This is a genomic window from Phenylobacterium sp. FG114 (genome assembly GCF_057809855.1).
In genome coordinates this window covers 124,895-151,198 of the sequence record NZ_JBMDKU010000009.1, presented here as the reverse complement: position 1 = coordinate 151,198, position 26,304 = coordinate 124,895, and the positions used below count along the sequence as shown (strand labels likewise).

At 69.2% G+C, this 26,304-nt stretch carries 23 protein-coding genes and 1 tRNA gene; 13 read left to right on the top strand and 11 right to left on the bottom strand.

Annotated elements, in window-relative coordinates; genetic code table 11:
- Positions 1–108: 108 nt before the first annotated feature.
- Entirely contained in the window at positions 109–732 is a 624-nt protein-coding gene (locus ACODSY_RS16775; RefSeq protein ID WP_488952910.1) for an HAD family hydrolase, read from the bottom strand.
- 9 nt (positions 733–741) lie between these two features.
- Positions 742–867, bottom strand: coding sequence for a type B 50S ribosomal protein L36 (gene ykgO, locus ACODSY_RS16770; protein ID WP_488952909.1), 126 nt, complete (start codon positions 865–867; stop codon positions 742–744).
- A gap of 137 nt (positions 868–1,004) precedes the next feature.
- Between ykgO and ACODSY_RS16765 the strand changes: the two genes are divergently transcribed.
- Complete coding sequence (locus ACODSY_RS16765) at positions 1,005–2,330, top strand: lytic murein transglycosylase (protein ID WP_488952908.1); 1,326 nt, start codon at positions 1,005–1,007, stop codon at positions 2,328–2,330.
- On the opposite strand, the gene ACODSY_RS16760 is transcribed toward ACODSY_RS16765, so the two are convergent.
- Entirely contained in the window at positions 2,327–3,649 is a 1,323-nt protein-coding gene (locus ACODSY_RS16760) for an MFS transporter (protein ID WP_488952907.1), read from the bottom strand. The two genes, ACODSY_RS16765 and ACODSY_RS16760, sit on opposite strands and share 4 nt — an antisense overlap.
- 107 nt (positions 3,650–3,756) lie before the next feature.
- On the opposite strand from ACODSY_RS16760, the gene motA reads away from it, so the two are divergent.
- From motA to ACODSY_RS16740, 4 genes are all read left to right on the top strand, one after another.
- Complete coding sequence (motA, locus tag ACODSY_RS16755; RefSeq protein ID WP_488952906.1) at positions 3,757–4,626, top strand: flagellar motor stator protein MotA; 870 nt, start codon at positions 3,757–3,759, stop codon at positions 4,624–4,626.
- Positions 4,627–4,817: 191 nt separating this feature from the next.
- A complete protein-coding gene (locus ACODSY_RS16750; protein ID WP_488952905.1) occupies positions 4,818–5,090 on the top strand; it encodes a hypothetical protein in 273 nt (90 codons plus the stop codon).
- 73 nt (positions 5,091–5,163) lie between these two features.
- A complete protein-coding gene (gene mnmC2 / locus ACODSY_RS16745) occupies positions 5,164–6,954 on the top strand; it encodes a tRNA (5-methylaminomethyl-2-thiouridine)(34)-methyltransferase MnmC2 (protein WP_488952904.1) in 1,791 nt (596 codons plus the stop codon).
- A 68-nt stretch (positions 6,955–7,022) separates the two neighbouring features.
- Complete coding sequence (locus tag ACODSY_RS16740) at positions 7,023–7,439, top strand: DUF6491 family protein (protein ID WP_488952903.1); 417 nt, start codon at positions 7,023–7,025, stop codon at positions 7,437–7,439.
- Positions 7,440–7,501: 62 nt separating this feature from the next.
- Here ACODSY_RS16740 and ACODSY_RS16735 read toward each other — a convergent pair whose 3' ends face one another.
- A complete protein-coding gene (locus ACODSY_RS16735) occupies positions 7,502–10,636 on the bottom strand; it encodes a TonB-dependent receptor domain-containing protein (protein ID WP_488952902.1) in 3,135 nt (1,044 codons plus the stop codon).
- Between the two features lie 367 nt (positions 10,637–11,003).
- On the bottom strand, positions 11,004–13,973 hold the full coding sequence (locus ACODSY_RS16730; RefSeq protein WP_488952901.1) for a TonB-dependent receptor plug domain-containing protein: 2,970 nt from the start codon (positions 13,971–13,973) through the stop codon (positions 11,004–11,006).
- Between the two features lie 404 nt (positions 13,974–14,377).
- Between ACODSY_RS16730 and ACODSY_RS16725 the strand changes: the two genes are divergently transcribed.
- The 4 genes from ACODSY_RS16725 to ACODSY_RS16710 all read left to right on the top strand — a co-directional run bounded on the left by ACODSY_RS16725 (position 14,378) and on the right by ACODSY_RS16710 (position 18,439).
- Entirely contained in the window at positions 14,378–14,713 is a 336-nt protein-coding gene (locus tag ACODSY_RS16725; RefSeq protein WP_488952900.1) for an STAS domain-containing protein, read from the top strand.
- A 20-nt stretch (positions 14,714–14,733) separates the two neighbouring features.
- Positions 14,734–15,696, top strand: coding sequence for an MBL fold metallo-hydrolase (locus ACODSY_RS16720; protein WP_488952899.1), 963 nt, complete (start codon positions 14,734–14,736; stop codon positions 15,694–15,696).
- The gene (locus ACODSY_RS16715) at positions 15,671–17,857 is read left to right on the top strand and encodes a CHASE2 domain-containing protein (protein ID WP_488952898.1); all 2,187 of its coding nucleotides are present in this window, start codon (positions 15,671–15,673) and stop codon (positions 17,855–17,857) included. Before ACODSY_RS16720 ends, ACODSY_RS16715 begins: the two co-directional genes overlap by 26 nt.
- A gap of 99 nt (positions 17,858–17,956) precedes the next feature.
- Positions 17,957–18,439 carry a nuclear transport factor 2 family protein gene (locus ACODSY_RS16710; protein ID WP_488952897.1) on the top strand — a complete coding sequence of 161 codons (483 nt, stop codon included), beginning with the start codon at positions 17,957–17,959 and terminating at the stop codon, positions 18,437–18,439.
- A gap of 6 nt (positions 18,440–18,445) precedes the next feature.
- Here the strand turns inward: ACODSY_RS16710 and ACODSY_RS16705 are convergent, their stop codons facing one another.
- Together ACODSY_RS16705 and ACODSY_RS16700 are read right to left on the bottom strand one after the other, a co-directional pair.
- Complete coding sequence (locus ACODSY_RS16705; RefSeq protein WP_488952896.1) at positions 18,446–19,018, bottom strand: OmpA family protein; 573 nt, start codon at positions 19,016–19,018, stop codon at positions 18,446–18,448.
- Positions 19,015–19,452 (bottom strand): FecR family protein, encoded by a 438-nt coding sequence (locus ACODSY_RS16700; protein WP_488952895.1) that lies wholly within the window; start codon positions 19,450–19,452, stop codon positions 19,015–19,017. The genes ACODSY_RS16705 and ACODSY_RS16700 overlap by 4 nt, the downstream gene beginning before the upstream one ends.
- Between ACODSY_RS16700 and ACODSY_RS16695 the strand changes: the two genes are divergently transcribed.
- The gene (locus tag ACODSY_RS16695; RefSeq protein WP_488952894.1) at positions 19,358–19,909 is read left to right on the top strand and encodes an ATP-binding protein; all 552 of its coding nucleotides are present in this window, start codon (positions 19,358–19,360) and stop codon (positions 19,907–19,909) included. The two genes, ACODSY_RS16700 and ACODSY_RS16695, sit on opposite strands and share 95 nt — an antisense overlap.
- Positions 19,906–20,607 carry a DUF1345 domain-containing protein gene (locus tag ACODSY_RS16690; protein WP_488952893.1) on the top strand — a complete coding sequence of 234 codons (702 nt, stop codon included), beginning with the start codon at positions 19,906–19,908 and terminating at the stop codon, positions 20,605–20,607. Before ACODSY_RS16695 ends, ACODSY_RS16690 begins: the two co-directional genes overlap by 4 nt.
- Positions 20,608–20,667: 60 nt before the next feature.
- Here ACODSY_RS16690 and ACODSY_RS16685 read toward each other — a convergent pair whose 3' ends face one another.
- The 3 genes from ACODSY_RS16685 to cpdR form a co-directional block, all read right to left on the bottom strand.
- Positions 20,668–21,552, bottom strand: coding sequence for a cistern family PEP-CTERM protein (locus ACODSY_RS16685; RefSeq protein WP_488952892.1), 885 nt, complete (start codon positions 21,550–21,552; stop codon positions 20,668–20,670).
- Between the two features lie 203 nt (positions 21,553–21,755).
- Positions 21,756–21,830: transfer RNA gene (locus tag ACODSY_RS16680), tRNA-Val, on the bottom strand.
- A 68-nt stretch (positions 21,831–21,898) separates the two neighbouring features.
- Positions 21,899–22,255: a cell cycle two-component system response regulator CpdR gene (gene cpdR / locus ACODSY_RS16675; protein ID WP_488952891.1), complete on the bottom strand. Its 357-nt coding sequence runs from the start codon at positions 22,253–22,255 to the stop codon at positions 21,899–21,901.
- A gap of 121 nt (positions 22,256–22,376) precedes the next feature.
- Here cpdR and ACODSY_RS16670 point away from each other — a divergent pair, with 121 nt between their 5' ends.
- A complete protein-coding gene (locus ACODSY_RS16670) occupies positions 22,377–23,282 on the top strand; it encodes an N-formylglutamate amidohydrolase (RefSeq protein WP_488952890.1) in 906 nt (301 codons plus the stop codon).
- Positions 23,283–23,285: 3 nt separating this feature from the next.
- Here ACODSY_RS16670 and ACODSY_RS16665 read toward each other — a convergent pair whose 3' ends face one another.
- Entirely contained in the window at positions 23,286–25,469 is a 2,184-nt protein-coding gene (locus ACODSY_RS16665) for a sensor histidine kinase (protein WP_488952889.1), read from the bottom strand.
- 188 nt (positions 25,470–25,657) lie between these two features.
- On the opposite strand from ACODSY_RS16665, the gene ACODSY_RS16660 reads away from it, so the two are divergent.
- Positions 25,658–26,302, top strand: a complete 645-nt coding sequence (locus ACODSY_RS16660) for a LuxR C-terminal-related transcriptional regulator (RefSeq protein ID WP_488952888.1) — start codon at positions 25,658–25,660, stop codon at positions 26,300–26,302.
- The last annotated feature ends 2 nt before the right edge of the window (positions 26,303–26,304 follow it).

Here is a 26,304-nt window from a genome sequence, read left to right as displayed (position 1 = left end):
ACAAGCCGACACGTGCAGGTGTCGTGCCAAGGCTCAGCTTCGTTACGGTTAAGGTTGCATTACAGATGCAGGCGGAGGCCGATTTGGCCGCCGCCGCCCTGCGAAACCTCAGAGAAGGCCGCGAGACTCCAGCGCGGGTCGCAGCGCCGCCGGGTCGGTAAAATGGTGCGCGTCGAACCCGAGCGACCGGGCCGCGGCGATATTCGCCGCACTGTCGTCCACGAAGAGCATTTCGTCCGGCGCGAGGCCGAACCGCTCGCAGACTATACGGTAGATGGCCGGTTCCGGTTTCATCACCAGCTCCCGTCCCGACGCCACGAACCCCGCCAGCCGGCCGAACGCAGGACTCATGGCCAGGGTGGAGTCGATGGTCTCGTGGCTGATGTTGGAAAGGCCGTACTGGGGCACGCCGCGCGCATGCAGCTCGTCGATCGCCGCCTCGGTCTCGGCGATCGGTCCCGAGAACATCTCGTCCCAGCGGTGATGCCAGGCCCAGATCTCGGCTTCGTGGTGGGGATGCAGCGCGCTCAGGGACGCGCAGTTGTCGGCGAAGGTGACGCCGCAGTCCGTCGGTGTGTGCCACGCCAGGGTGCACACCTCGGACAGGAACCGGTCGCATTCAACCGGGTCAGGAAAAATCTTCTGGTAAAGCGTGCGCGGGTTCCAGCGCACGATGACATTGCCGAAGTCCCAGAGAACGGCCTTGACGGGCGTCCCGCGGGAGCAAGGCACGCGCCGTCCTTAGCCTTGCTTGGCCTTGAAGCGCGGGTCGGTCTTGTTGATCACGTAGACGATGCCCTTGCGGCGCACGAGCTTGCAGTCGCGGTGACGCGTCTTGAGCGACTTGAGCGAGCTTCTGACCTTCATGGGACCGTATCTTCAATCGGGCCGTGGCCGGCCGGGTTGGCGAACAAGAGCGGGCGCATATACGGGCCGACCTGTCCGGAGTCAACCTGACGCCGTTTTGATTGGGGCGGCGCACAACGCGCTCTAGACTCCGCCTGATGTCCCGCCCCTCGAAGCCCTCCCGCGTTCTTCCCGCCTTCCTCGCCCTCGCCGGCTGTGCGAGCCCTGGCGCCGTCGCGCCCCCCACGCTGGTGCTGCCGGCGGCGACCGCGGCCGTGGCCGCCGCCGAAATGGCGATCCCGGCTGCGGCCCCCTCGGTCGCGCCGCCCACCGCGTCGGGCGACATGATCTTCGACGCCTGGGCCTCCGAATTCCAGGGCCGCGCGCTGGCCGCGGGGATCCGGCCCGAGGTGCTGAGCCGCGAGATGGCCGGCCTGACGCCGGACCCGCGCGTCGGCGCGCTCGATAGCCGCCAGCCCGAGTTCTCCAAGCCGATCGGCGACTATATCCGGGGGGTGGTCACCGCCGACCGGATCACCATCGGCGCCCGGCGGGCCGCCAACACCCCGATGATCGGCGACATCGAGACCCGCTTCGGCGTGCCGCGTGAGGTCCTGATCGGAGTCTGGGCCATGGAGAGCGGCTTTGGAGCCATCCAGGGCGACAACGACACCCTGCGCGCCCTCGCGACCCTGGCCGCCCAGGGCCGTCGCCGCGCCTGGGCCGAGGGCGAACTGATCGCAACGTTGCAGATCATCCAGTCGGGCGAGTTCCCGCGTTCGCGCCTGCGCGGCTCCTGGGCCGGGGCGATGGGCCAGACCCAGTTCATTCCCACGACCTTCCTCTCCACCGCCGTCGACGAAGACGGCGACGGCAAGCGCGACATCTGGGGCTCGTCGACCGACGCGCTGGCGTCGGCGGCCAACCTGCTGGCCAAGGCCGGCTGGGTGCGCGGCCAGGGCTGGGCGCGCGAGGTCACTGTGCCGGCCGGCTTCGACTTCAGCCTCACCGAGGGCCCGACCGAGGCGCCGGCCTGGTGGGCCGATAGAGGCGTGAGGCCGGCGGACGGCAAGGGCTGGAGCGCCGCCGACGCCCAGGCGCCGGCCCAGCTCATCGCGCCGGCCGGCGCGAACGGCCCCATCTTCCTGCTGCTCCCGAACCACTTCGCGATCCGCAAGTACAACAACAGTATCGCCTACGCCCTCGGCGTGGGCCTGCTGGCCGACCGGGTGGCCGGCGGAGCGCCGCTGGTAAAGGCCTGGCCGCAGGAGACGCCCCTGTCCCTGGTCGACCGGATGACGGCGCAACGGGCGCTGAATGTGCTCGGCTTCGACACCGGCGGGGCGGACGGCGTGGTCGGCATGGCCACCCGCCGCGCCTTGCGGGAGTGGCAGAAGGCCCGCGGGCTGACCGCCGATGGCTATCTGTCGGGCGACATGGTCGCGCGCCTGAAGGCCGAAGCCGCGGCGGCGCCGGCCACCTAGGCGGTCCCGCCCTCGTCGCTCTTTTCGATCGTGGCCATGGTGGCCGCCTCGCGCGTCGCCGGCTTGGGATCCGCGTTCTTCAGGGCGGTGCTGCGGAAGGCGTAGACCAGCATGCCCAGCATCAGCGCCGCGTTCAGCACGAACGGCGCGGGGCCGAAGTGCTGGTAGAGGAAGACGAAGCCCGGGGCGAAGATCACATTGATCCCGTTCACCGCGGCGATGGCGCCCGCCACGCGCGCCTGCTCGTCCAAGCCAACCGCGATCGACGATCCCGCGGTGAAGCCCGGTCGGGCGAAGCCGAAGCCAAGGCTGGACAGCGCGTAGCCGGCCACCACCACGTAGAAGCCGTTGTCGCCGCCCGGGGCGAGCGCCACGATCACATTGCCCGCCGCCGCGACGCCCACGCCCCAACGCAGCAGTTGGCGCGGGGTCATCTCGAACATCCGGATCAGCCCCCACTGCGCCAGAAGGCCGGCCACCGCGCCGAACATCATCGCCGTGGCGATGTAGCCCTGGGCCGCGATCGGCGAGAGGCCCACCTTGTCGATGATCAGGAAGGCCAGGCTCTGGGCCTGGGCCGTCTGGCAGGTGGCGACGATGAAGCCGTAGATGAGGAAAGGCGTGATCCGCGGGTCGCGCCACAGCGGCCGCTCCTTCGCCGCGCCGACGACCACCGGCCGCCGCGGACGCTGCGCCTCAGGCGCCACCCTTTGGTCGGGCAGGAAGCGCCAGACCACGAAGAACATGACCAGCGCGATGGCGGCGAAGCTGAACAGCGGACCGGCCAGGCCGACCACCGGCAAGACGAACAGGGGCGCCAGGAAGGGCCCGATCACCGTGCCCAGGCCGAAGGCGCCCGCGAGGCTGGCCATCGCCTGGGTGCGGGCCGCCAGCGGCGTCCGCTCGGCCACATAGGCCTGGGTCGCCGGGTTGCTGGCCGCGCCGAAGAGGCCGAACAGCGCACGCGCGAACAGCAGCATCACGAAGATGATCATCGGCGGCGCCAAGTGATGCAGGCCCGCACTGACCACGGCGCCGCACAGCGCCATCGACGTCATGAAGCCCGCCAGGCCCAGCAGCATCAGCGGCTTGCGTCCCCGCCGGTCCGACGCCCGAGCCCAGAACGGCGAGGAGAAGGCCCACAGCAGGGCAGACAGGGAGAAGATCGCCGAGACCATGGGGTCCGGGATGCCGATCGAACGGCCGATGGCCGGCAGCACGGAGATCAGGCCGGTGTTGCCCATCGCCGTCGCGGCCGACACCGCGAAGATGATAGCAAACGAGCTCTTCGGAAGGGTCGAGGCGGCAGGGCGGGCCATGCCCCTGCCTTAGGCGGGTTGGTCCCGTGCGGCAATTCTGACGCGGCCCCACTCACGCGACATTAAGCATTAACCGGCATGGTCCCGCCCGACGTCGCGGGGATTCCATGTTCCAGATCATTGGTCTTGTGCTGCTGTTTGCGCTGGTGTTCGGCAGCTACATCATGTCTGGCGGCAACATGGGCGTGATCCTGCACGCCGCCCCCCACGAAATGATGGCCATCGGCGGCGCCGGCGTCGCCAGCTTCCTCGTCGCCAACTCCATGGGCACCATCAAGGGCGTGGGCGGCGGCATGGGCAAGGTGTTCTCGGGCCCCAAGTGGAAGGCCACGGACTACCGCGACCTGCTCTCGTTGTTGTTCCTGCTGACCAAGACCATGAAGTCCAAGGGCGTGATCGCCCTGGAGAGCCATATCGAGAACCCGAAGGAGTCCACGATCTTCAACCGCTTCCCGAAGATCATGAAGGACCACTTCGCCATCGACTTCATCTGCGACACGCTGCGCATGATGACCATGAACCTCGAGGACCCGCACCAGGTCGAGGACGCCATGGAGAAGCAGCTCGAAAAGCATCACCACGAAGCGCTGATGCCTAGTCACGCCATCCAGAACCTGGCCGACGCCCTGCCCGCCCTCGGCATCGTCGCGGCCGTGCTGGGGGTCATCAAGACCATGGGCGCCATCACCGAGCCGCCCGAAGTGCTGGGCGAAATGATCGGCGGCGCGCTGGTCGGCACCTTCCTGGGCGTGTTCCTGGCCTACGGCATCGTGGGCCCGATGGCGACGCGCATGAAGGAAGTGGTCGAGGAGGAAGGCGCCTTCTACAAGATCATCCAGGCCGTTCTCGTCGCCCACCTGCACGGCAACGCCGCCCAAATCTCGGTCGAGATCGGCCGCGGCAACGTGCCCAGCGACGCCCAGCCCAGCTTCCTCGAACTGGAAGAAGCCCTCTCGAATATTCCGGCCGAAGGCTGACGCCCCTTGCCGTCGGCCGCGGCCCACGGCAAAGGTTGAAAAAGTGATCACAAGTCCGTGATTTTTGGCCTTGCTATGCTGGGCTGCCCAGGCTTATGTCTGCGCCTGCGTCGGGGGGGCGGCCTTGCCCATTCCGTTATCGGCGGGAAAGTCCGACCGGCGCCTGACACTCGACCAGAGGATTTGGGACCATGATGAAGCAACTGCTGATCGCCAGCGCCGCCGTCGCCATGCTGGGCGTCGCCGCCTGCCAGAAGACCGAAGAAAAGCCCGCTGAAGCCCCCGCCGCCGACGCCGCCGCTCCGGCCGCCGACGCCGCCGCCGCTTCGGCTGACGCCGCCGCCACCTCGGCCGCCGCCGCTGCCGACTCGGCCGCCGCTGCTGCTCCGGCCGCCGACGCCGCCGCTGCTCCGGCCGCTCCGGCCGCCGACGCCGCCGCTGCTCCGGCTCCCGAGAAGAAGTAAGCTTCTTCACGCGGATTCGCGTTACGGAAGGGCCGTCCCTCGGGGCGGCCCTTTCTCGTTTCCGGATGCCTCCATGACCGCCGATCCTTCCCAGGGGACCAGCCCCCTGACGTGGACCGACGACGGCCAGCCCCGCTCGCGCCTGTTTGGCGACGTCTATTTCTCGGCCGAGGACGGCTTGGCCGAGACCCGCGCCGTCTTCCTGCAGGGCTGCGGTCTGCCCGAGGCCTGGTCCGGCCGCCGCCGCTTCGTCGTGGGCGAACTGGGCTTCGGCACGGGCCTCAACATCGCGGCGCTCCTCGACCTTTGGCGCCGCCACCGTCCGCCCAGCGCCCAGCTCCACGTCTTCTCGGTCGAGGCCTTCCCGATCACCGCCGACGAGGCCGCGCGGGCGCTCGGGCGTTGGCCCGAACTTGTGGAGGTGACCCGTCTCCTGGTCGCCCGCTGGCCGGGCCGCGCCCGGGGTCGCCACCGTGTCGACCTGCCCGAGTTTGACGCCGTCCTCGACCTGGCGGTGATGGACGCCGCCGAGGCGCTGGAAGGCTGGACCGGCGCCGCCGACGCCTGGTTCCTGGACGGCTTCTCGCCAGCGCTGAACCCGCAGATGTGGCGCGACGAGCTCCTGGCCCTGGTGGCGCAACGATCCGCCCCCGGCGCGCGGGCCGCCACCTTCACCGTCGCCGGCCACGTCCGCCGCGGCCTGACCGCTGCGGGCTTCACCGTGGAGAAGCGTCCCGGCTTCGGCCGCAAGCGCGAACGGACCGAAGCGCGCCTGCCGGGCGAAGCGTCCGAGCCACCGTCCCGCCGCGTTGCGATCGTCGGCGCGGGGATCGCTGGCGCCGCCGCGGCCCGCGCGGTCCGGGCGCTGGGGGGCGAGGCGGTGCTGATAGAGGCCCTGGCCCCGGGCGCGGGCGGCTCAGGCAATCCGGCCGCCCTGGTCACGCCGCGCCTGGACGCCGGCCTGGGCGACGCCGCACGGCTGTTCGCCCAGGCGTTCGGTCGCGCGACCGCCCTCTATGAGGAGGTTCCCGACGCGATCCTCGGTCGGGGGGTCCTGCAACTCGCGCCAGACGCGCGCGACGCCGACCGTTTCGGCCGTATTGCCGCCTCCGATGTCTTCGAGCCCGACGCCTTGGCCATGCTGGACGCCGCCGCCGCCGCCACGCGCCTGGGCGAACCCGCGCCGCCGGCGCTGGACCAGCGCACTGCCCTGGTGGTCGATCCGGGGCCAATCCTGGCGGCCTGGGCCGGCCGACCCGTCCGCGCCAACGTCACTGCCGTCGCCCGGCACGGCGAGGCCTTTAGCCTGCGCGACGAGAGCGGCGGCGAGATCCTTCGCGCGGACGCCGTGATCCTGTCCGCAGCCCTCGCCTCGCGCGAGCTGGCGCCGGCCCTGCCGCTGCAGCCGGTGCGCGGCCAGGCTAGCTGGACCGGCGAGCCGCTCGCCGGCCCCGCGGCGGCCTGGGGCGGCTACGTGTTGCCCACGCGCGACGGTTTGCTGTTCGGCGCCACCCACGACCGCGACGACGCCGGCGCCGAGGTCCGCGAGGCCGACCATGCGCGCAACCTGGCGACCCTGGCCTCCGCCCTGCCCGCGCTGGCCGACCGGGCGCGGGCGCTGCGGCTGCGGGGCCGCGCCTCGATCCGCGCGGTCACGCCCGACCGCCTGCCGGCGGCCGGCGAACTCGAGCACGGTCTCTTCGCGCTCACAGGCTTCGGATCGCGCGGCTTCTCGCTGGCGCCCCTGCTGGCCGAGCACGTGGCGGCCCTGGCGCTTGGCGCGCCGTCACCGATCGGCCGGGCCGCCGCCGACCTGGTCGATCCCTGCCGCTTTGCAAGACGCGCCGCGCGCCGCCGTTCCTAAGCCTCAGTCCGGCCCCTATAGTGCCGCCGTCTCGGGGGAGACATCCTTGGGGGCATAGGACCACCACCATGAACTGGACCGTCAAACTCCCGCTCGCCGCCGCCGCCCTGGCGGCGCTGGGCCTGGCTGCTTCCGCACCCGCCGTCGCGAAGTCGCCGGTCGAACCCGCCGCCGCCAAGCCCAAGAGCCAGTGCTTCTGGGCCAACCAAGTCAACAGCTTCGCCTCGAACGACAATCGGATCGTCAACGTCCGCGTGGGCGTGAAGGACGTCTATCAGTTCGAGATGTTCGGCCGCTGCAACGATGTGGATTGGAGCAACAAGATCGCTCTGGTCTCGCGCGGCGGGAACTACATCTGCACGGGCATGGACGCCGAGATCATCTCGCCCAGCAGCGGGCTGGGCCCGCAGCGCTGCCCGGTCAGCAAGATCCGCAAGCTGACACCGGAAGAGGTCAAGGCCTTGCCCAAGCACGCCCGTCCCTAGAGGCCCAAGAAAAAGGGGGCGCTGTCGCCAGCGCCCCCTTAAAGCGGCTCCCGGGAGGGAGGCTAGAAGCTCTTCTTGACGCCCAGCTCGAACACCCGGCCCAGCGGATTGCCCTGGGTCAGGTCGTAGTTGTAGGGCGACGGCACGTACGGCGGATCCTTGTCGAACAGGTTCTGGACGCTGAACGTCAGGACCGAGTCCCACGGGGCTTCCCAGCGCACGATCACGTCGTGCTGCCAGTAGTCCTTGGACTTGCCCACCGCCACGAGGTCGGCGCCCGAAGGCGCGCTCGGGTTCGGAACGGTGATGAAGAACGGCGAGCCGAATGCCGGCGACGTCCCCTCCGAGTAGCGAAGCTGCCAGCGGATGCTGATCGGGCCCTTGTTGAAGGCCGCGAAGGCGTTCCCCTTCAGCTCGGGATACGAGAAGAAGTCGTTGAGCACGTCGCTCAGTCCCGCCCGGTCTTCTGACGGCGCGATGGCGATGGACGAGTCCCGCAGGTTGATGGTGCTGCGCTTGTACTCGATCAGGTAAGTCAGCTCGCCGCCGACGGCCCACGAGCCGTCGAACCAGCCGTCCCAATCGTACTGGACGCGGGCTTCGAGGCCTGAGGTGTCGGTGTTCGGGCCGTTGATCGTGAAGCTGCGCAGGCGGGCGACATTGGCCGCGCCGCAGGTCCCGGCGAAGGTGAAGCGCGCCTGCAGCTCGGCGAAGGCCGCGTTGCCGCAATTCACGTTCGTCCCGCCGGGGAACATGGTCGCATACAAGCGCGACCCGCTCTCCTCGACGATCTCGTCCTTGAACTTGAAGTTGAAGTAGTCGAGCGTCGCCGACAGCCCGCCCATTTCGAAGATGACGCCCACGTTGAAGGTGTCGGCCTTCTCCGGCTTCAGGTCGGGGTTGCCGCAGGTCTGGAAGGCGCGATAGGCGCTGCCCAGCACGCGGACGCCGTTGTTGCAGCCCGTGCCCGTCAGGCCGGGACCCGGCGCGCGGAACGTGGTGCTGGCGCTGCCGCGGAAGGCCAGCCAGTCGGTCGCCTGCCACTTCACCGCGATCTTCGGGTTGGTCGTCGACCCGATATTGCCCTGGTAGTCCTCGTAGCGGATGGCCGCGTTGACGTTCAGGTTGTCCAGGATCGGAATCTGGATTTCACCGAAGATCGCCTTGACGTTGGCGTCGTCGTCCCGATCCACCGCCGATCCGAAGAACTGCAGCGGGCCGCTTTCGTCGGCGCAGGCCGGGCGGTCGGGGCAAGGATTCTCGTCGGCGTTGAAGAAGGCGCCGTACTTCCGGATCTCCCGGCTGTAGCGGTACTGCCCGCCCAGGGCCCACGCCACGTTCCCGCCTGCCAGCTCGATGCCGGTCTCGCCCGAGAACACCGCGTCGGCCACGAGGATCTGGTTGGTCAGGACGTTGGTGTAGTTGCCGAACAGTCCGGCGACGACCAGCGGGTCGTTGGCCACGGCGGCGTTGTAATAGGGGTTAGCCGCCCCGTTCACCGCGCTGGTCTGCACGGCGTTGCTGAAGGGGTTGAAGAAGTAGCAACCGAGAGCCGCGTTGCCGGCGCCGGTGGTGTAGTTGCCGGTCTCGGCGGCGGTGCACTGGTTGGCCGAACCGTCCTGGCTGCCGAAGCCGCGCAGCGCGAGCTGCAGGTTCTTCACCAGGATGTCGTTCGTGTTGCTGGTGTTCTTCTGCTCCATGAACGTCAGCGAGGTGTCGTAGTTGATCCCGCCGAAGATCTTGCCCTTGAAGCCGCCCGAGATCCGGTAGCCGTCATTGACGATGGACTGATGGTCGGCCCGGTCCGGGTATTTCGGATTGCCGGCGAAGGCCAGCGCCCGCCATCCCAGCTGCACGATGTCGACGCCGCGGGCGCCGCCCGGAGCTCCCGCCTGGGCGCCGGTGGGGCTGAACGCGCCGGCGCGGATGGCGGCGCATTCGGTGGCGGTCAGCGGTGCGCGGCAGTCGTTCACCAGGGCCAGGAAGCCCGGGTTGTTCACCGGCACGTTGAACGGCACCGCCAGGTTCGGCCCGCTGGGCGCCCCCGGCGAGAACGAGGTGCCGCCGTCGATCACGCGGGAGGGGTACTGCGCCGTCAGGTTGGCCGGCGACAGCCGCTGCACCGGCGTGTCGTTCTTGGTCCAGGCCACCTCGCCATGGAACGACATGTTCTCCGACAGGTCGAAGTTGACCTCGCCATAGAGCTGATAATGGTCCTCGCGGTTCACCAGGTCGTTGAAGTTCGAGAACTGGAACCGGCACCCCGTGGCGGTGCCCGACGTCGCAGGCAGGTTGGCGTTCACCGGAACCGCGAACGCCACCGTCGGCGCCTGGTTGGGCTCTCCGGCCAGCGGGTTCGTGAACGTGACCGAGCGGGTCAGGGTGCCGCCGAGTTCCTGGCAGCCGTTGTCGCGGAAGGCGGTCGCGCCGGCGACGTAGAAGCCGGGATTGGCCGCCCCGGTGAAACCGGCCGCGCCCGACGACCCGGCGAAGTCGAACGGCTTCAGCGCGAAGCTCCGCTCATGGATGTCCAGCCGCGACCGGTGGCGGTAGCCAGCGGTCAGCAGGACATTGCCGTTGTCGAACCGTTTCCCCCACGCGACGTTGCCGTTGTAGTCGCCGTTGGAGCCGTCGATCAGGGCGTATTCGGCGTCGATGTCGATGCCGTCCAGGTCCTTGCGGGTGATGAAGTTGACCACGCCGCCGATGGCGTCCGAGCCATAGGTCGCCGCCGCGCCGTCCTTCAGGATCTCGATGCGTCCCACCGCGGCGGTCGGGATGAAGTTCAGGTTCGCGCCGCCGCCCTGGAACGCCGCGGCCGGGCTGTCCGCCAGCCGCCGTCCGTTCATCAGAGTCAGGGTCCGCGCCGCGCCGAAGCCGCGCAGGTTGATGGTCGCGGTGCCGGCGCCACCGTTGTAGCGATTGCTCTCGCCCAGTGACGACTGGGAAGAAGTGATGGTCTTCACGAGTTGGACCACCGTGGGCGAGCCCTGTTTCTCCAGGTCTGCGCTGGAGAGCACGTCCACCGGGCTGGCCGAGTCCTCGGGCGTCCCGGCGATGAACGAGCCGGTGACGATGACTTCCTCGACCTCTGCGGGTCCGGTCTGCGCGGCCTGGGCCGCTGCCGCCCCGGCGAGGCCGAGCGAGAATACGACAGCCAGCATCGAGCCGCCGCAGAGTGCACTGCGTCTGTTCATGGTTTTCCTCCCCCATAGGTCCGACCCGCCTCTGACGTGCGGATTCCGTGACCTAGGTGAGAGGATGATCGCGCGAGTTTTCCCGGCGCGCCACCGGATTCCGTGGCGGCAACGTACCGCGATTCAGAAATCTCTTGCGCGCAAGGCGCGCACCTTCGCCACCATTATCCTCGCAAGATCAATAATATGAACACCGATAAGGAAATTTTTCCACTCAGCGCTTGGGTACGGTGAAGCGTTGCAGGAAGGATACAATCCTCAACGATTTTTCGAAGAGGCGGTTTGCGGACGGCGGCAAGGGCCAGCAAGAAAAAGACGCCGCCGGCGGGGCCGACGGCGTCAGGAAGCGCAGCTTGGGGGCCGCGAACTAGAACTTCTTGGTGACGGTCACCTTGGCCGTGCGGCCCAGCGCGCCGCCCGTGAACGGGTCGTAGCCCAGGTCCAGGCGGGCGAACGAGGGGTCCTCGTCGAAGATGTTGTCGACGGCCACGACCACGGTCGTGTCCCAGGGCAACTGCGCCCGATAGGTGAAGTCGAAGATGGTCTGGGTCTTGATCTTCTGGCCCGCGTTGGTCAGCGGCACGGCGTTGTTCAGGCCGTCGCGGACAACGTTGGGCGGGAACGGCGAGGTCCGCTGGTCCACGTAGCTGTCGACCGCGTTCATGGTCAGGCGCGCCGTGTGGATGTCGCGGTTGTACTCGATATAGAACTGCCCCTTCCACCGCGGGATCGGATAGATCTGGGTCTGGTAGTTCAGCTTGCCGACCCCGTTGAACGCTGGCGAGACCGTGACCCCTTCGACCGTCGTCGCCTCGACCGAGTATTTGCGGACGTAGGTGAACGACGTCCCGAGTTGCAGCCGGGCGCCGAAGAAGTCGTCGATGTTGAACGTCGCCAGGATGTCGATGCCGTCGGTCTTCACGCCAGGGCCGTTGATGGCCTGGGTGCGGATCCGCGACAGGTTCGCCACGTTGCAGGCGCCGTTGAATGTGAAGCGCGATTGCAGACCGGCCAACGCGCCTTGACCGCAGTTGCCCGTGCCCGTCGCCGTCGGGAACAGGGTCGCGAAGATGCCGCCCACGGGCTCGGTCACCAGCGGGTTCTTGAAGTCGAAATTCCAGTAGTCGACCGTCGCCTTGAAGGGCCCGGCGTTGACGATGCCGCCGACCGAATAGGTGGTCGCCTTCTCGGGATCGAGGCCCGGATTGCCCTGCACGTCGACGGCGCGGAACGCGCCGCCCAGGAACTGGAGGCTCGTGACCTGGCCCGGATCGAGCGACGTGAGCGGCGGAGCGCGGAAGGTCGTGCCGATCGAGCCGCGAACCGCGAAGACGTCCGAGATCTGCCAGCGCGCAGAGACCTTCGGGTTGAAGGTCGATCCGCCTTTCGAGCCATAGTCCTCGAACCGGGCGGCCGCCTGGATCTGGAAGCTGTCGGTCAACGGCAGGCTGACTTCGGCGAAGGCCCCGTAGTTGTCGCCCGACAGGTCGGCGGGCGTGCCGCCGCCCAGGAACATGTAGGGCCCGTTCCGCACGGTGCAGCTCGTCGTGCCGGTCACCGGCGTGTCGATGCAGGGCGTGACGGTCAGATCCGAGAACGCGTCGTATTCGGCCTGGTACCACTGCTTGCGGTATTGGCCGCCGAACGCCCAGCCGACGTTCCCGCCGCCCAGTTCGATGCCCGGCAGTTCGCCGTTGAAGACCGCATCCACGACGAACACCTCTGACGTGACGTCGGTGCGGGTCGGCTGGAAGAACCAGCGGATCAGGTCGGGGTTGTTGGCCACGGCCGCCGAGTAGTTCGGGTTGGTCTGGCCGGTGATGTAGTTGGACTGGATCGCGTTCGAGAACGGGTTGAACCACATGCACCCACCGACGCCCGGTGTGCCGGTGCCCGGGTTGCAGCCCGCCCCGCCCAGGCCGCGCAAGGCCAGCTGGAAGCGGCTGACGATGGTGTCGTAGCCGATCCGGGTCAGGTCCTCACGCATGTAGGTGGCGGCCAGGTCGTAGCCGATATCCGGCCCGAACTTGCCCGAGATGCCGCCCGAGATCCGATAGGCCTCGAACTTGCGGCTGCCCGTGGACGAACCGTCGCCGAACAGCGGGTTCCCGCCCATGGCCAGCGGACGGTACAGCACGCCTGGCAGATAGGCGCCGGTCGCGAAGGCCGGGATCTGCGTCGGGTTCTGAGACCGGTAGAGCGCGAAGCCCGGATTCGTCGAGGGCACGAAGTAGCCGGCGCTGAGGCCGGAGGCCGCCGCCGGGTTGGTCGTCGACGTCGGCACCTGCAGCGCCAGGTAGGACGGCGAGGTGTGCCAGTCCGGCGTGTCGGTTTCGGAGTAGAAGCCCTCCAGGTGGAGCTTGGTGTCCTCGCTGAGGTCGTACTCGACCTCGCCGTACAGCTCGAACCGCTTCTCGGTCTCCTGGATGTTGTCGTAGGGCGTATAGTTGAAGAGGCAGGTGGGCGTGGCGCCGCTGAATGAGGGAATGCCGCCGAGTGGGGCGCAGCCCGCGTCGCGCTGAAGCCCGGCCGCCGGCGTGAAGCTGCCGGTGGGCGTATTGGTCAGGGGCAGGAAGGCTGTCGTCGCGTTGCCCGAGGAGAACCCAGTCTCCGGGCTGGTGAAATACCCAGGTTGGGTGAACTTGCGCTCGCCCACCGTCAGCTTCGACTTGTAGTGGTATTCACCGGTCAGCAGGATGCTGAGGTTGTCGAACTGCTTGCCCCACACCGCGTGGCCGTCCCAGTCGCCGGACGCGTTGTCGATGTACTTGTAGGTGCCCGAAACCTCGAGCCCGTCGGTGTTCTTGCGCGAGATGAAGTTGACCACGCCGGCGATGGCATCAGAGCCATAGGTCGCCGCAGCGCCGTCCTTCAGCACCTCGATCCGGCCGACCGCCGCGAAGGGCAGCACGTTCAGGTCGGGCGACGCGCCGTTCAGCGTCGGCGCGTTCACCAGCCGGCGGCCGTTCCAGAGCACGAGGGTCCGCGCCGGGCCCAGGCCCCGCAGGTTCACCGTGGCCGAGCCTTCCGCGCCCTGGGCGCGGGCGTCGAACTGGTTGGTGTCGCCCAGCACGCCGTTCGACACGGTCAGCGACTTCACCAGTTCGACGGGGCTGGGATTACCTTGCTTCTGCAGTTCGTCGGCGCCGATCACGTCCACCGGCAGGGCTGCGTCCTCGGGCGTCCCGCGAATGAACGAACCGGTGACGACGACTTCGGTGAGTTCGGCGGGGCCGCTCTGGCCGGATGCGGCCTGGGCCATCGCCTGACCCGAAACGCCGAACGCCAGGGTGGCGGCCAGCACGGATGCGCTGCAGAAGAACCTGCCTTTGGTCATCGATTTTCCTCCCCTCGGCAGCCTCTGTTTGTCGGGCCGTCCTGAGTGCGGAAGATATTGAGGCCGATTGTTTCAGCTCCGCCACAGGAATTTCATTGTTCCGCCACGTCAGACTGGCGAAGCGATGTTCGCGCAACACCTTGCGCCACAAGGGTTTGTGGGCCGTTGGACGATACGCGTAACTTATGCGCGAGCACCTATGTCTTCGGGATCCCCCACGGCGCGCACCAGGGCTGGAGCCCATGTGACCCCCGTTGCAACATCTCTGCGCGACGCGGGGAAACGGGGCCGAGTCAAGAGACTGCACCGCCAGCGCGAATCCAGTTGCACGCCCCGATGCGGCGCCGTCAGTTGCACAGAGGCGTGCCAGGTTCAGGGCGGGACGCCGGTGTCGGGGGCTACGGATGGACTTGGACTGGCAGGTTCGCAACGCGGGCGGAAGGGTGGTGGGCGCGCCCACGGGACGGGTCGACGAGACCACCTGGGAAGCGTTCTCGGCCCACCTGACGTCGGCGGTGCAGGAGGCCGCGGCGAGCGGCGCGCCGCTGGTGATCGACCTCAGTGGGCTCGACTACATGTCGTCCCGCGGCCTGCGCGCCCTGACCATCGCGCGGCGCGAGGCGGGCGAGGTGGTGGCGATCACCTTGGCGGCGCCCAACGCGCGGATGCGGGAGATCTTCGCGATCAGCCGCTACGACAAGCTGTTCAAGATCGTCGACGACGTCGATTCGGACGCGTGAACGGCGGCAGGAGGGGTTCGATGCTCGTACGCTTCTGGGGCACGCGCGGCTCCTTGCCGGTGGCCCTGCAAGCCGATGCCGTGCAGGCGAAGATCGCCAAGGCGCTGGTGGCGGCCGACGGACGCAAGTTCGCCGACGAGGCGGAAGCCGCAGCCTTCGCCCAGACCAACCTCGACTTCGCGACCTACGGCGGCTACGGCGGCGCCACCAGCTGCGTCGAGGTCGAGGGCGCTTCGGGCGCCTTCCTCGTCTGCGACATGGGCTCGGGCCTGCGCGAGTTCGGCATCGACTCGTTCCGTCGCATCGCCGGCGGCCATGCGCCAGTGTACCACTTCTTCCTGTCCCACCTGCACTGGGACCACATCATGGGCTTCCCGTTCTTCGGGCCGGCGTTCAATCCCGCCGCGACCATCGTGATCCACTCAGGCCACGAGGACGCCGAGATCGCGCTCCGCCGCCAGCAGGAGGAGATCTCGTTCCCCGTGCCGTTCGACTGGCTGCGGGCGAAGTTCGAGTTCGTGGTCCACAAACCGGGCGAGCCCTTCGACGTGGGCGGCGTCACCGTCACCCTGTGCGCCCAGCACCACAGCCACGACTCGTACGGCTACCGGTTCGAGAAGAACGGCCGGGCCGCGATCTATTCCACCGACAGCGAGCACAAGGTCGACAACATGGACGCCGAGGCGGCGTTCGAGGCCTTCTTCAAGAGCGCCGACCTGGTGATCTGCGACACCATGTATTCGCTGGGCGACACGGTCAGTCTCAAGCAGGACTGGGGCCACTCGTCCAACATCGTCGCGGTGGACCTGTGCCACGCGGCCCGGGCGAAGCGGCTGGCCCTCTTCCACCACGAGCCGACCTACACCGACGCCGACATCCAGCGCATGCACGCCGAGACCGTCCGCTACGAGGAACTGGTGCGCGCCGACCGGCCCGCCCTTGAGGTGATCTGCGCCTATGACGGACTCGAGGTCGCGGTCTGACGCGGCCGGGCCCGGCGCCCGGGCTCGCGGCTTCTCGTTTGGACGGATCTTTCGCGCCGCGTCGACGAGCAGCGCCCTGAGCGAGCTGGACGGCGGGGCGCGATCCCGCGTCCGGATCGCGGGGCTGAGCGCGGCGCTCGTCGTCGCCCTCGCGCTGCTGTTCGGCGGCCACCTGCTGCGCCAGCCGCTCTACGACGCCTATCAGACCCTTGCGCCGGCGCCCGACATCTCGCGCAAGGTGCATGTGGTGGTGATCGACGCCGACAGCCTGCGCGACCTGGGCGGCTGGCCGTGGACGCGCTTCTATCTGGCGCGGCTGGTGGAGACGATCAGCGAGCGCGGCGCGGCGGTCATCGGCTTCGACATGCTGTTCCCCGAGCCCGACCGTCTGGCGCCGTCCGAGTTCACCAGCATCTACAGCGAGCTCAGTCCCGGCGTGGCGCGGGAGGTCGAGGCCCTGCCCTCCATGGACGCCCTGTTCGCCCGGGTGATCGGCCGCAATCCCGTGGTGCTCGCGCGCGCCGGCGTGACCGAGGAGTCCTTCGACCTCACCGACGGCCTCGCCCCGCCCCTGCCGCCCGAGGCCCGAATCGAGGGCCGGCTGCCCGACGACATGCTGGTCTTCCCCTCGGTGGTGTCCAACATCCCCTTGCTGGACGGCGCTCCCTTGGGCCACGGCCTCGTCAACGGCGATCGCGACGCCGACGGTCTCGTCCGACGTGTGCCGCTCTTCGCCAAGGCGGCCGGCCATCCCACGCCCGGCTTCGCCGTGGAACTGGTCCGCGTCGCCGAGGGGGCGGACAAGATCCAGCTTGAGACCCGTGGCGGCCGACTGTTCGCCGTCAAGGTGGGGGACCACCGCGTGGCGGCCGGTCCCGATGGCCAGCTGTTGCTGCGGTTCGGCGACTGGCGGAAGACCCAGACGACGTCAGCCGTCGACGTGCTGCGCCAAGGACACAGGCCCGACCAGTTCAAGGACCAGATCGTGCTGATCGGCCTGGCCAGCGCCGGCACCTCCGACGTCACCAGCACGCCCCGCGCCAAGGCCATCTACGGCGTCTATGTCCAGGCCCAGGCGGTCGACTCCATCCTGCGTGGCACGGCGCTGCGCCGCCCGGGCTGGGCGGCGCCGGTGGAGTGGGGCATCGGCCTGACCCTCGTCCTGGTCTCGTTCCTGGGCGTGCCCCGCGCGCCGATGGGGCCGGTGATCGTCGGCGCCGCCGTCGAGATCGCCCTGGCGTTCGGGGCCAGCTGGTGGGCGTTCCAGAACAACCTGCTGCTCGACCCCTACCCCATGCTCGCCCCCGGCGCCGCCAACTCGGCCGTCATGGTGGTGCTGCTGTTCGTCGAGGGCCGGCGCGTGCAGCGACGCCTGCGCGGCGCGCTGGAGGACGAGCGGGTCAGCGCCGCGCGCATCTCGGGCGAGCTGGCCGCCGCCAGCGAAATCCAGTCCGGCATGCTGCTGCCCCGCGCCGAGCTGCCCCGCATCTCGCCCGCCGTCGAACTCGACGCGGTGCTGCAGTCCGCCAAGACCGTGGGCGGCGACCTCTACGACGCCTTCCTGTTCGACGACGGGCGGGTCTGCTTCCTGGTGGGCGACGTCACCGGCAAGGGCGTGCCGGCGTCACTGTTCATGGCCTTGTCCAAGGCGCTGTCGCGCAGCCTGCTGATGCGACCCAACACCGGGCTTGCCGCCGCCGTCGGCGAGATCAACCGCGAGCTCTCCCGCGACAATCGTCAGGCCATGGCCGTCTCGCTGCTGGTGGGCGTTCTCGACCCTCGCGACGGCCGCCTGGTCCTCTGCTGCGCCGGCCACGAGAACCCGCTGGTGGTCGACGCTCAAGGTGCGGTACGCGAGCTGAAGCTGGACGGCGGCCCGCCGCTCTGCGTCGACGAGACCTTCCCCTATCCCGAAGAGGTCCATCGCCTGGCGCCCGGCGAGACCCTGGTCGCCTTCACCGACGGCCTATCGGAAGCCCAGGCGCCCGACGGCGCCCTGTTCCGCCGCGAACAGGTCTTCGCCGCCCTCAGCGAGGCCTCGAAGGCCCCCACCCTCACCGGCCTCGTCGACGGTCTGATCGACCAGGTCCGCGCCTTCGAAGCCGGCGGCGAACCCAGCGACGACCTGACCGTCATGGCGGTGCGGCTGCGGGCCGCGTAGCGACGCGACCTCAGAGACGTCTGCAGGGAGCCGTTACCGGCGGGTGCCTTCTTGCCTGGCCCGCCCCCGCTCGGCGACGGTGGCTCTTTGGGACGCGACATGACCGCAGATATCCGCATCCATCGAAAGGCGGCCGCAATGGTCGCGATCATCACAGCCCTGGCGCTGGCCTGGCCGACAGCCTCGGCCCCGGCGAGCCCCCCGCAGCTTCGTCCGCTGCCAGGCGAACTCGTCCGCGCACTCGACGCGTACAACCAAGCGACGGTTCGGAATGACGTCGCGACCCTCTCCGCCCTGGTGAGCGAGGACTACACGCTGGTGAATTCCGACGGGAGCGTCCAGGACAAGGCGTCCTACCTCGCCGACTTCGCCGTGCCGGGCTTCAAGATCGACCCCTACGAGGTCGAGCCCCTGGTCTACGAAGCACACGGAGATGCGGCCCTGACGGCATGGGCCTTCGAGCTCGGATGGACCCAGGAGGGGCGCCATCAGACCCGGCGGCTGCGCATCGCCCATTTCTGGGCGAATCGGGACGGGCGATGGCGGATCGCCTACACGCAGCTCACGCGCATTCCGGAATAGCCCCGCCTACCGAAGGATAACTTCCACTCGGCGGTTGGCCGGCTCGCTGACATTGTCCTCGGTCGGAACCCGCAGCTCGCGCTCGCCGCGGCCCGTGACCTTGGCGTTTTCGAACGGTAGGCCCTGCTTCACCAGCGCGGCGCGGATCTCGACCGCCCGCTCAAGCGAGAGCTTGTCGTTCACCTCCTCAGCGCCCGTGGTGTCGGTGTGGCCGGTGATCTGGATTTCGGAGTCCGGCTTGGCCGCGGCGCGCAGGGCGTCCAGGATCGGCAGCGACTCTGGCGTCAGGTCCGTGGTGCCTTCCATGAAGTACATGACGTAGACGCGCGGCGCGAAGGGCGTCCAGCTCATCAGGTTGGCCCAGAAGCCGGCCTTCACCGCCTTCGGCTTGATCGACTTGCCGCCCACGCGCGCCCGGGTGTCGCCGGCGGTCAGGGCGCCGATCTCCTTTCCCGTCTTCGGGTCCAGCACGGCCACCTGGCCCGACTTGTCCGTGCCGGCGTCGTTCAACAGGGTCACGTCCGCCGTGGCGCAACCCGCGAGAAGGCCCGCCACCGCGAGCGCCGGAAGCAGCCTCACTTCACCTCCACCACGAAGGTGGTGCCGCGGGCGGCCAGCAGCGAGGTGGGCGTGCGCACCTTCATGGCGTCCTTGTTCTCCTTGGCGATCTGCCCGGAGACGACGCCCAGCGCGCCCCGCTCGACGGTGGTGAGCGACTTGCCTTTGTGGGTGGTGTCGTCGAACTCGAACTGGCTCAGCGCGATCCGGCTGTTCGGGCCCACCGAGAAGCGGCTGTTGTCGACGAAGGTGATGCCGATGCGGCCGTTGCCGCCCGTGGTGAGCACGTCGCTGACCAGGAGTTGGTAGCCTGGGGTGGCCGGCGTCACCGCCTTGCCGCGCACGACAGAGGCAGCCCCGGTGACGGTCTTGATCCGACCGATCTCGGCCGCGGCCAAGCTCGGCGTCGACAGCGCCGCGACCATCAGCAATCCTGCGACCCGACTCCTGCGCATCCGCGCCTCCCTGAAACACGGTTCTGTCATAGCCCAGCTCTCGGCCCTTGCCCAATCCCCTCCCGTCGTCCACGCGCGCCTTCCCGCCGATCGGGGCGCGGTCGGGCGTGCTCTGGCCGTCGTGCGGGGCTTCGTCCAGCTGGCTGGCCTTTCGCGCGACGACGCCGAGCGCCTGGCGATCGTCGCCGAGGAGTGGGTGGCCAACGTCGTCGAGCACGGCGCGCCGCCGATCGGTAGCCGCATCGGGCTGCGTCTGGCCTTGCGACCGGGCCTGGTCCGGATCACCGTCACCGACGCCGGCCAGGCCTTCGATCCGCGCACCGCGGTCTTCGACGGACCCAACCCGGATCGCGGCGGCGGCGCCGGGCTCGAACTGATGCGCGCCTGGAGCCGGGTGGCAGCCTATGGCCGCCGCGCCGGCCGCAACCGGCTCGTGCTGGAGATGCCGCGCCGATGAGCTCAGGGCCAGCCCGCCGGACCCGCCGCTGGCGCATGGGCGTCGGCGCCTTCTCCGCGCGGCCGAAACTGGTGCTGGCGCTCGCCGCCGGCCTGGCGGTCGGCGTGGCCTGCGCGCTGCTGGCCCCGCAGTTGCGCCCTTCCTCCTGCACGATCGCCGGCTGGAACGCGTTCTGCCTGCTCTACCTCGCCCTGACCCTCCCGGCGCTCGCCGGCCGCGGCCCCGCCGACATCCGCACTCGCGCCGCCCAGCAGGACCAGGGTCAGGCGATCATCCTCCTGATGCTGTTGGCCGCCTGTGGCGTCAGCCTGGCCGCTGCCGGCCTCGAACTTTCGCTGGCCCAGCACGCCCGCGACCTCGAGAAGGCCGTACGGATCGCCGCGGCGATCGGCACCGTCGCCGCGTCGTGGTTCGTGATGCAGCTGGTGTTCGCGCTGCACTACGCCCACGAATTCTATGCAGCGGATCCCGAGAGCGGAGAGGACACGGGCGGCTTGGCGTTCCCCGGCGGCGACGAGCCGGACTACTGGGACTTCCTGCACTTCTCGATCGTGATCGGCGTCGCGGCCCAGACCGCCGATATCGCCTTCACCAACAAGGGGCTGCGCCGGCTCGGCACCCTGCACAGCCTCGTCGCCTTCGTCTTCAACACCCTGATCCTGGCCCTGACCATCAACCTGGCCGCGGGCCTGTTCTGACGAAAAAGGCCGCCGGCGACGCCGGCGGCCTCATCGTCTTGTCCGGGCAGATCGGAGGCGTCAGGCCGCTACGCGGCGACGCGCGCGGACCAGGGCGCCGGCGCCGCCGAAGCCCATCAGCATCAGCGCCCAGGTCGAGGGCTCGGGCACATAGGCCTCCGGCGTGCCATAGGCGGCGCCGCTGCTATGTCCGCACCCGCTGTAGTGCTGGTGGCCGTAGTAGTAGCTGCCGCCCTTGGTCGTCTTGAGCGTGGGCACGTCGTACTCGACGTTGTCGTAGGCCACGATCGGATTGTAGAGGCTCAGCGAGTCGATGCCGTACTTGAAGGTCAGCTTGAAGGTGCCTTCCGACGAGTTGCCGAGCTGCGGGCCCACGTTCGAACCCGGATCGCAGTTGCTCGATGTGTTGGTCGCCTGGGACCGGCCGAACGAGCCCTTGGTGGTCAGGCAGACGTCGAAGTCGTCGTCGATCAGGTAATTGTTCGTGGGATCGAAGTCGCCGTTGCCGACAGTGCGGTACACGCCGTCGATGATCGTGGCGCCGTTGAACTGCTTGGTGGTGCCGCTCTTCTGGCCCTTCACGTCGAAGGCGATCTCGGAGACCTGGGACTCGGTGACCCACTGGTCCGAGACGTTCTCGACCATATAGTCGAACGTCCACGACTTCTTGTCGGCGCTGATGTCCGTCAGCTTGTAGAGGACGGTGGACGCCAGGCCCGGCAGGACGGTGTTGCCGCTCTGATAGCTCTCGTCGTAGCCGTCGAAATAGATCCGGTACCAGGCGTCGACGCCGTCCAGGCCCCAGGTGAGTTTCGTGGCGGAGGTCCACTCTGCCCCCCACACCTCACCGCCGTTGAAGTCGACGAGCTCCCAGTCCTCGGCGCGCGCCGGCGCCGCAGCGGCCAACGCAAGTGACATCGCCGCGAAGGCGATCTGCTTGATCATGATAAACGCCCCATCCCCGTATGGGTGGCCGATATGGCCGTGAAGACGTCGTTAACCTTTTGTCCGGATCAGGCCAAGCTTGTTCGCGCTAGAGGCGAGTCGCCCCCGGACGGGCGCGGCGGACGGAGGCCCGACGATTCAGCCGCGCATCCGGAGACCATGCCGCGTCAGCGTGGAAACGTCTGAATTTTCGAAGGAAAGGATGGTGGACGTGACAGGGATTGAACCTGTGACCCCCTCGATGTCAACGAGGTGCTCTCCCGCTGAGCTACACGTCCGTACCTTCGGGAAGGCGGGGATATACAGATCGGCCCCGGCCTTAGCAAGCGGGGCCTGAGCGGCCTTTTTACGCGGCGATCATCCGCTCCACCTCGGAGACGATCTCGCGCAGGTGGATGGGCTTGCTCAGCACCTTTGCACCGGCTGGCGCCTTCTCGCCGGCGGCCAGGGCCACTGCGGCGAAGCCGGTGATGAACATGATCCGCAGGCCCGGATGCTTCGCGGCGGCCTGGCGGGCCACCTCGATCCCGTCGAGGCCCGGCATGACGATGTCGGTCAGCAGCAGGTCCCATGGTTCGTCCAGGAAGGTCACCGCCTCTTCGCCATCGGCGCAGGCGGTCACCTCGTGGCCGGCGCGCTCGAGCGCTCTGGCCAGGAAGCCCCGGAGGGAGTCGTCGTCTTCGGCAAGGAGGATGCGTGACATCGGCATTATGGGTCGCTGGATCGCCTACAATACCCAGCGAAGGGTAAAGGCGCCATGAAGGAAGGGCTTTGACGCCCGAAGCCTTTGACGGTTGGGGCCGGTACGGCGTTCTATGCGGGCGATGAACGCCCTCGAACCGCTCCCCCAGGCCGAGACGCTTCCGATCGGATCCGCGTTCGAGGTGCGCCGGGCGGGGCCGGAGGGTGCGCCGCCCACGCCGCTGGTGTTCGCCTCGCCGCATTCGGGACGTCTCTACCCAGAGGACATGATGTCGGCGGCCGCGCTTGACGCCGTGTCGATCCGCCGTTCCGAGGACGCCTTCGTCGACGACCTGATCGCCGCTGCGCCCGGCCACGGGGCCGCCGTGATCACCGCCAGCTTCGCCCGCGCCTACATCGACCTGAACCGCGAGCCGTTCGAGCTGGACCCGCAGATGTTCTCGGACCCGCTGCCCGAGTTCGCCCGCGCCCGCACCGCGCGCGTGGCCGCCGGCCTGGGCGCCATCGCCCGCGTCGTCTCCGAGGGCCAGGAGATCTACCGCCGCAAGCTCACCTTCGCCGAGGCGCGGAGGCGCATCGAGGGCGCGCATCGGCCCTACCACGAAGCGTTGGCCGGCCTGCTGGCCGAGGCCCAGGCCGCGCACGGCTTCGCCATCCTGGTCGACTGGCACTCCATGCCGGCGGCGGCGGCAAAGGCGGCCGGGCGCGAGCGGCCTTGCGACATCGTCCTTGGCGACCGGTTCGGCGCCGCCTGCGCGGGCGTCCTGCCCACCCGGGTGGAGCGCGAGCTGGAGGCGATGGGGTACCGGGTCACCCGCAACACGCCCTACGCCGGCGGCTACACCACCGAACACTACGGCCAACCGCATCGCCGGGCCCACGCCCTGCAGATCGAGATCAACCGCGCGCTCTACCTCGACGAGGCCACGCTCTCGCCCACCTCCGGCTTCGAGAGGCTGCGGGCGCACGTCGAGCAGCTGACCAAGACCCTGGCGTCCGCCGACTGGTCGGCCCTCGGAGCGGCCTGAGGGTCAGGCCGTCAGCGGCAGGCGCACCGTCACCCGCATGCCGCGCCCTGCCGGCCCACGCGACCAGTCCACCACCCCGCCGTGCCGCGCCGCCCGTTCGCTGAGCCCGCCCAGGCCGGCGCCGGGCGTGACCGTCGCGGGATCGAACCCCACGCCATCGTCCTCCACCGTCAGCACCAGGCCGTCGTCCTCGCGGCCCAGGGCCACCCGCACGGTCGCCGCGCGGGCGTGCTTGACGATGTTGTTGGTGATCTCGCGCAACATGGCGCGCAGCGCCTGGGCCACCTTGGAATTCACCCCATGCTCCGGCGCGGCGGAGGGCGGCCACTCCAGCGTCACCCCGCGGGCCTGCAGCCGCTCGGCCATCTCTTTGCGCGCACCGGCCAGCGTCTCGGCCAGGCCCGCTTCGGGCCCGGTGGGCTCGGTGACGATGCTGCGCAGGTCGGCTAGGGTCTCGCGAATGTAGCGGTCCTTGCGCTCGCCGTCTCGGCTGTGCAGGGCGCTGAGCAGGCTGGCGCCCAGGTTGTCGTGGATGTCGCCGGCGATCCGCTTGCGCTCCATGACCACGCCGCGCTCATAGCCGTCGCGGCTGTCGAAGACGAAGCGCAGCATGTCGGCCAGGGCGTCGGCCTGGGCCACGTCGGCCGGCGAGAACAGCGCCCGGCCGCCACGGGCGTACTCCAGCCGCAGCGCCGGCAGGCCGTGCAGGGCGGGCGTCACCAGCGCCAGGCCGTCGGCCTCAAGCCGCGCCCGCGCCCCGCCCTCGCCCACGTCCAGCCGCAGCGGATCGAACCGGCGCCGCAGCACCGCCACCCACTGCCCCAGTTGCTCGCTCGGCGACTTGGTCAGGCCGATCTGCACCACGCCCTCGAAGAGCGCCCGGTCGTCGGTCTCGCGCCGTCGCAGCACCCGCTCGGCGATCCACCCCCGCATAGGCAGCCACACCAGGCCGCAGATCAGCAACGCCAGCGACAGGCTGAGCTCGCCAGACAGCTGCAGGCCCGCCAGGAACAGCATGTCCAGCGCCGCCAGCAGCATAAGGCCCAGCGTCCAGGCCATGATCCGGCCCCACCACTCCCCCAGCTCGAACAGCCGGTAGCGCATGATGCCCACCGCCAGTCCGCCGTAGATCAGCAGGAACAGCAGGAAGCCGTAGGGCTCCACCGCCGAGGTATCGACGCCGAACATCTGCGGGGCCAGCACGATGGCCGCGAACGCCGTGGCCACCACCACCCACGACAGCAGGAACCAGCTCAGGGCCGCGCGCGCGATCGGGTCCCGGCGGGTCAGCCGCCAGTGGATCGCGCCCAACACGAACGAGGCCGCCAGGCCGCACAGGCTGAGGAAGCGCCGGGCGAAGGTCAGATCGGGGAACCAGCCCAACGCCTGGGCCACGTACCAGGCCAGGAACGCCCCCACGACGGCCCAGCCCACCCAGGCCGGCGCCAACCGCCGCGGGTAGTAGAACAGCAGCGCCAGCACCGCGGCGCTGAACAGGCTGCCGCCCAGGAAGTTGACCCCGTTGATCAGGTAGAACGCCGTCTCCGGAAGAGCCAGTTCGCGCGCGGAATACATCACGCCCATCGGGGCGCAGAACAGCATCGCAAAGCCGCTCAACAGCATATAGCGGGCGCTCTGCTCCCGCGGCCGGAACACGAAGATCGCCGCCGAGATCAGCCATGAGACGACCCCCACCACCACGCCGATCCAGAAGTCGACGCCCAGCGACGACATCGGCCGCCCCCACTCCGGCTGGATCGTCCAGTCCCGGCCCCTGGCGTCGGTCAGCGTCATCTCGGGCTGGCGCATCATCGTCGCCAGGCGCCCCTGCCGCGACATGAACCGCTGGAACTCCGCGAACGGCCCAAAGCTGCCGTCCACCTGGCCGGTCAGGTCGTCGCGCTCCAGCCGCAGCCGGTCGCCCCCGCCGCTCACCGCCACGATCACCGTTCCGCGCGGGATCGCCGCCGACGGCCCGGTGGCCGACGCCACCACCGCGCCGTTCACGCGGGTGTCGAAGGTCATGTCGACGCCCAGCCAGGGCTGGTTGACGGAAAAGCCGATCACACCGGCGATCACCAGGGTCACGAACGCCAGCGCCAGGGCGAGTAGCCGCATGGGCGTCGCGCGCAGGGCCAGGCCCGGCGCAGCGCGCAGGCTCTCGGGCGCCAACTGGCCCTCGCTCATCGGCGGAACTCGCCCCCCAGGCGCACGCTCTTCGCGTGCGACGCGCCAAACCTTAGGGGAATCATCGGCCTATGCCACTATGAGATATTGGCGTTTGCGCCAAAAACGAGACAGACGGTCCCCAGCTTATGGTCGAGGATAGCTCCGCGACGTCCGCGACAGCCTCCCCCGAACGGGGGTGCCTGATCGTGGAGGATCGTCCCGACACCCGCGCTTGGCTGACCGAGGTGGTCGCCGACGCCTTTCCCAACATGGCCCAGGTCACCGCCGCCAGCCTCCGGGAGGCGCGGCGTATCCTCGAAGGCCACGCCGTCGCCCCGCCGTGGCGGCTGACCCTCGCGCTCGTCGACCTCGGCCTGCCCGACGGCTCCGGGACCGACCTGGTTCGCGAACTCGCCCGGGACTTCCCCGACGCACTGCCCGTGGTCGCCACGATCTACGACGACGATGTGCACCTGTTCGACTCCCTGGCGGCCGGCGCCCAGGGCTATGTCCTGAAGCAGGAGCATCCCGACACGGTCGCCGATTGCTTGCGCCGCATCGACGCCGGCGAGCCGCCGCTGTCGCCCTCCATCGCCCGCCGCATGCTGGAACGTCTGCGCCCGCAACCGATGGCGCCCGCCTCCCGGCCGCGCGACGATGCGAACCTGAGCCCCCGCGAGATCGAGGTCCTCACCCTGCTGGCCCGCGGCCTCTCCGGCCCTGAAGCCGCCCGCGAGATCGGCCTGAAACCCCAGACCGTCGCCGGCTATGTGAAGGTCATCTACCAGAAGCTCCACGTCTCGAGCCGCGCCGAGGCGGTGCTCGCAGCGGCGGAACGAGGGCTGACCTAGCG

Excerpts from the sequence above, each read along its gene's own strand:
- ACODSY_RS16735 (WP_488952902.1), bottom strand. The coding sequence starts at position 10,636 with ATGAACAGACGCAGTGCACTCTGCGGCGGCTCGATGCTGGCTGTCGTA.
- ACODSY_RS16765 (WP_488952908.1), top strand. The coding sequence starts at position 1,005 with ATGTCCCGCCCCTCGAAGCCCTCCCGCGTTCTTCCCGCCTTCCTCGCC.
- ACODSY_RS16740 (WP_488952903.1), top strand. The coding sequence starts at position 7,023 with ATGAACTGGACCGTCAAACTCCCGCTCGCCGCCGCCGCCCTGGCGGCG.
- ACODSY_RS16725 (WP_488952900.1), top strand. The coding sequence starts at position 14,378 with ATGGACTTGGACTGGCAGGTTCGCAACGCGGGCGGAAGGGTGGTGGGC.
- cpdR (WP_488952891.1), bottom strand. The coding sequence starts at position 22,255 with ATGTCACGCATCCTCCTTGCCGAAGACGACGACTCCCTCCGGGGCTTC.
- ACODSY_RS16670 (WP_488952890.1), top strand. The coding sequence starts at position 22,377 with ATGAACGCCCTCGAACCGCTCCCCCAGGCCGAGACGCTTCCGATCGGA.
- ACODSY_RS16665 (WP_488952889.1), bottom strand. The coding sequence starts at position 25,469 with ATGAGCGAGGGCCAGTTGGCGCCCGAGAGCCTGCGCGCTGCGCCGGGC.
- motA (WP_488952906.1), top strand. The coding sequence starts at position 3,757 with ATGTTCCAGATCATTGGTCTTGTGCTGCTGTTTGCGCTGGTGTTCGGC.
- ACODSY_RS16685 (WP_488952892.1), bottom strand. The coding sequence starts at position 21,552 with ATGATCAAGCAGATCGCCTTCGCGGCGATGTCACTTGCGTTGGCCGCT.
- ACODSY_RS16730 (WP_488952901.1), bottom strand. The coding sequence starts at position 13,973 with ATGACCAAAGGCAGGTTCTTCTGCAGCGCATCCGTGCTGGCCGCCACC.
- ACODSY_RS16715 (WP_488952898.1), top strand. The coding sequence starts at position 15,671 with ATGACGGACTCGAGGTCGCGGTCTGACGCGGCCGGGCCCGGCGCCCGG.
- ACODSY_RS16750 (WP_488952905.1), top strand. The coding sequence starts at position 4,818 with ATGATGAAGCAACTGCTGATCGCCAGCGCCGCCGTCGCCATGCTGGGC.
- ACODSY_RS16700 (WP_488952895.1), bottom strand. The coding sequence starts at position 19,452 with ATGCGCAGGAGTCGGGTCGCAGGATTGCTGATGGTCGCGGCGCTGTCG.
- ACODSY_RS16710 (WP_488952897.1), top strand. The coding sequence starts at position 17,957 with ATGACCGCAGATATCCGCATCCATCGAAAGGCGGCCGCAATGGTCGCG.
- ykgO (WP_488952909.1), bottom strand. The coding sequence starts at position 867 with ATGAAGGTCAGAAGCTCGCTCAAGTCGCTCAAGACGCGTCACCGCGAC.
- mnmC2 (WP_488952904.1), top strand. The coding sequence starts at position 5,164 with ATGACCGCCGATCCTTCCCAGGGGACCAGCCCCCTGACGTGGACCGAC.
- ACODSY_RS16760 (WP_488952907.1), bottom strand. The coding sequence starts at position 3,649 with ATGGCCCGCCCTGCCGCCTCGACCCTTCCGAAGAGCTCGTTTGCTATC.
- ACODSY_RS16690 (WP_488952893.1), top strand. The coding sequence starts at position 19,906 with ATGAGCTCAGGGCCAGCCCGCCGGACCCGCCGCTGGCGCATGGGCGTC.
- ACODSY_RS16720 (WP_488952899.1), top strand. The coding sequence starts at position 14,734 with ATGCTCGTACGCTTCTGGGGCACGCGCGGCTCCTTGCCGGTGGCCCTG.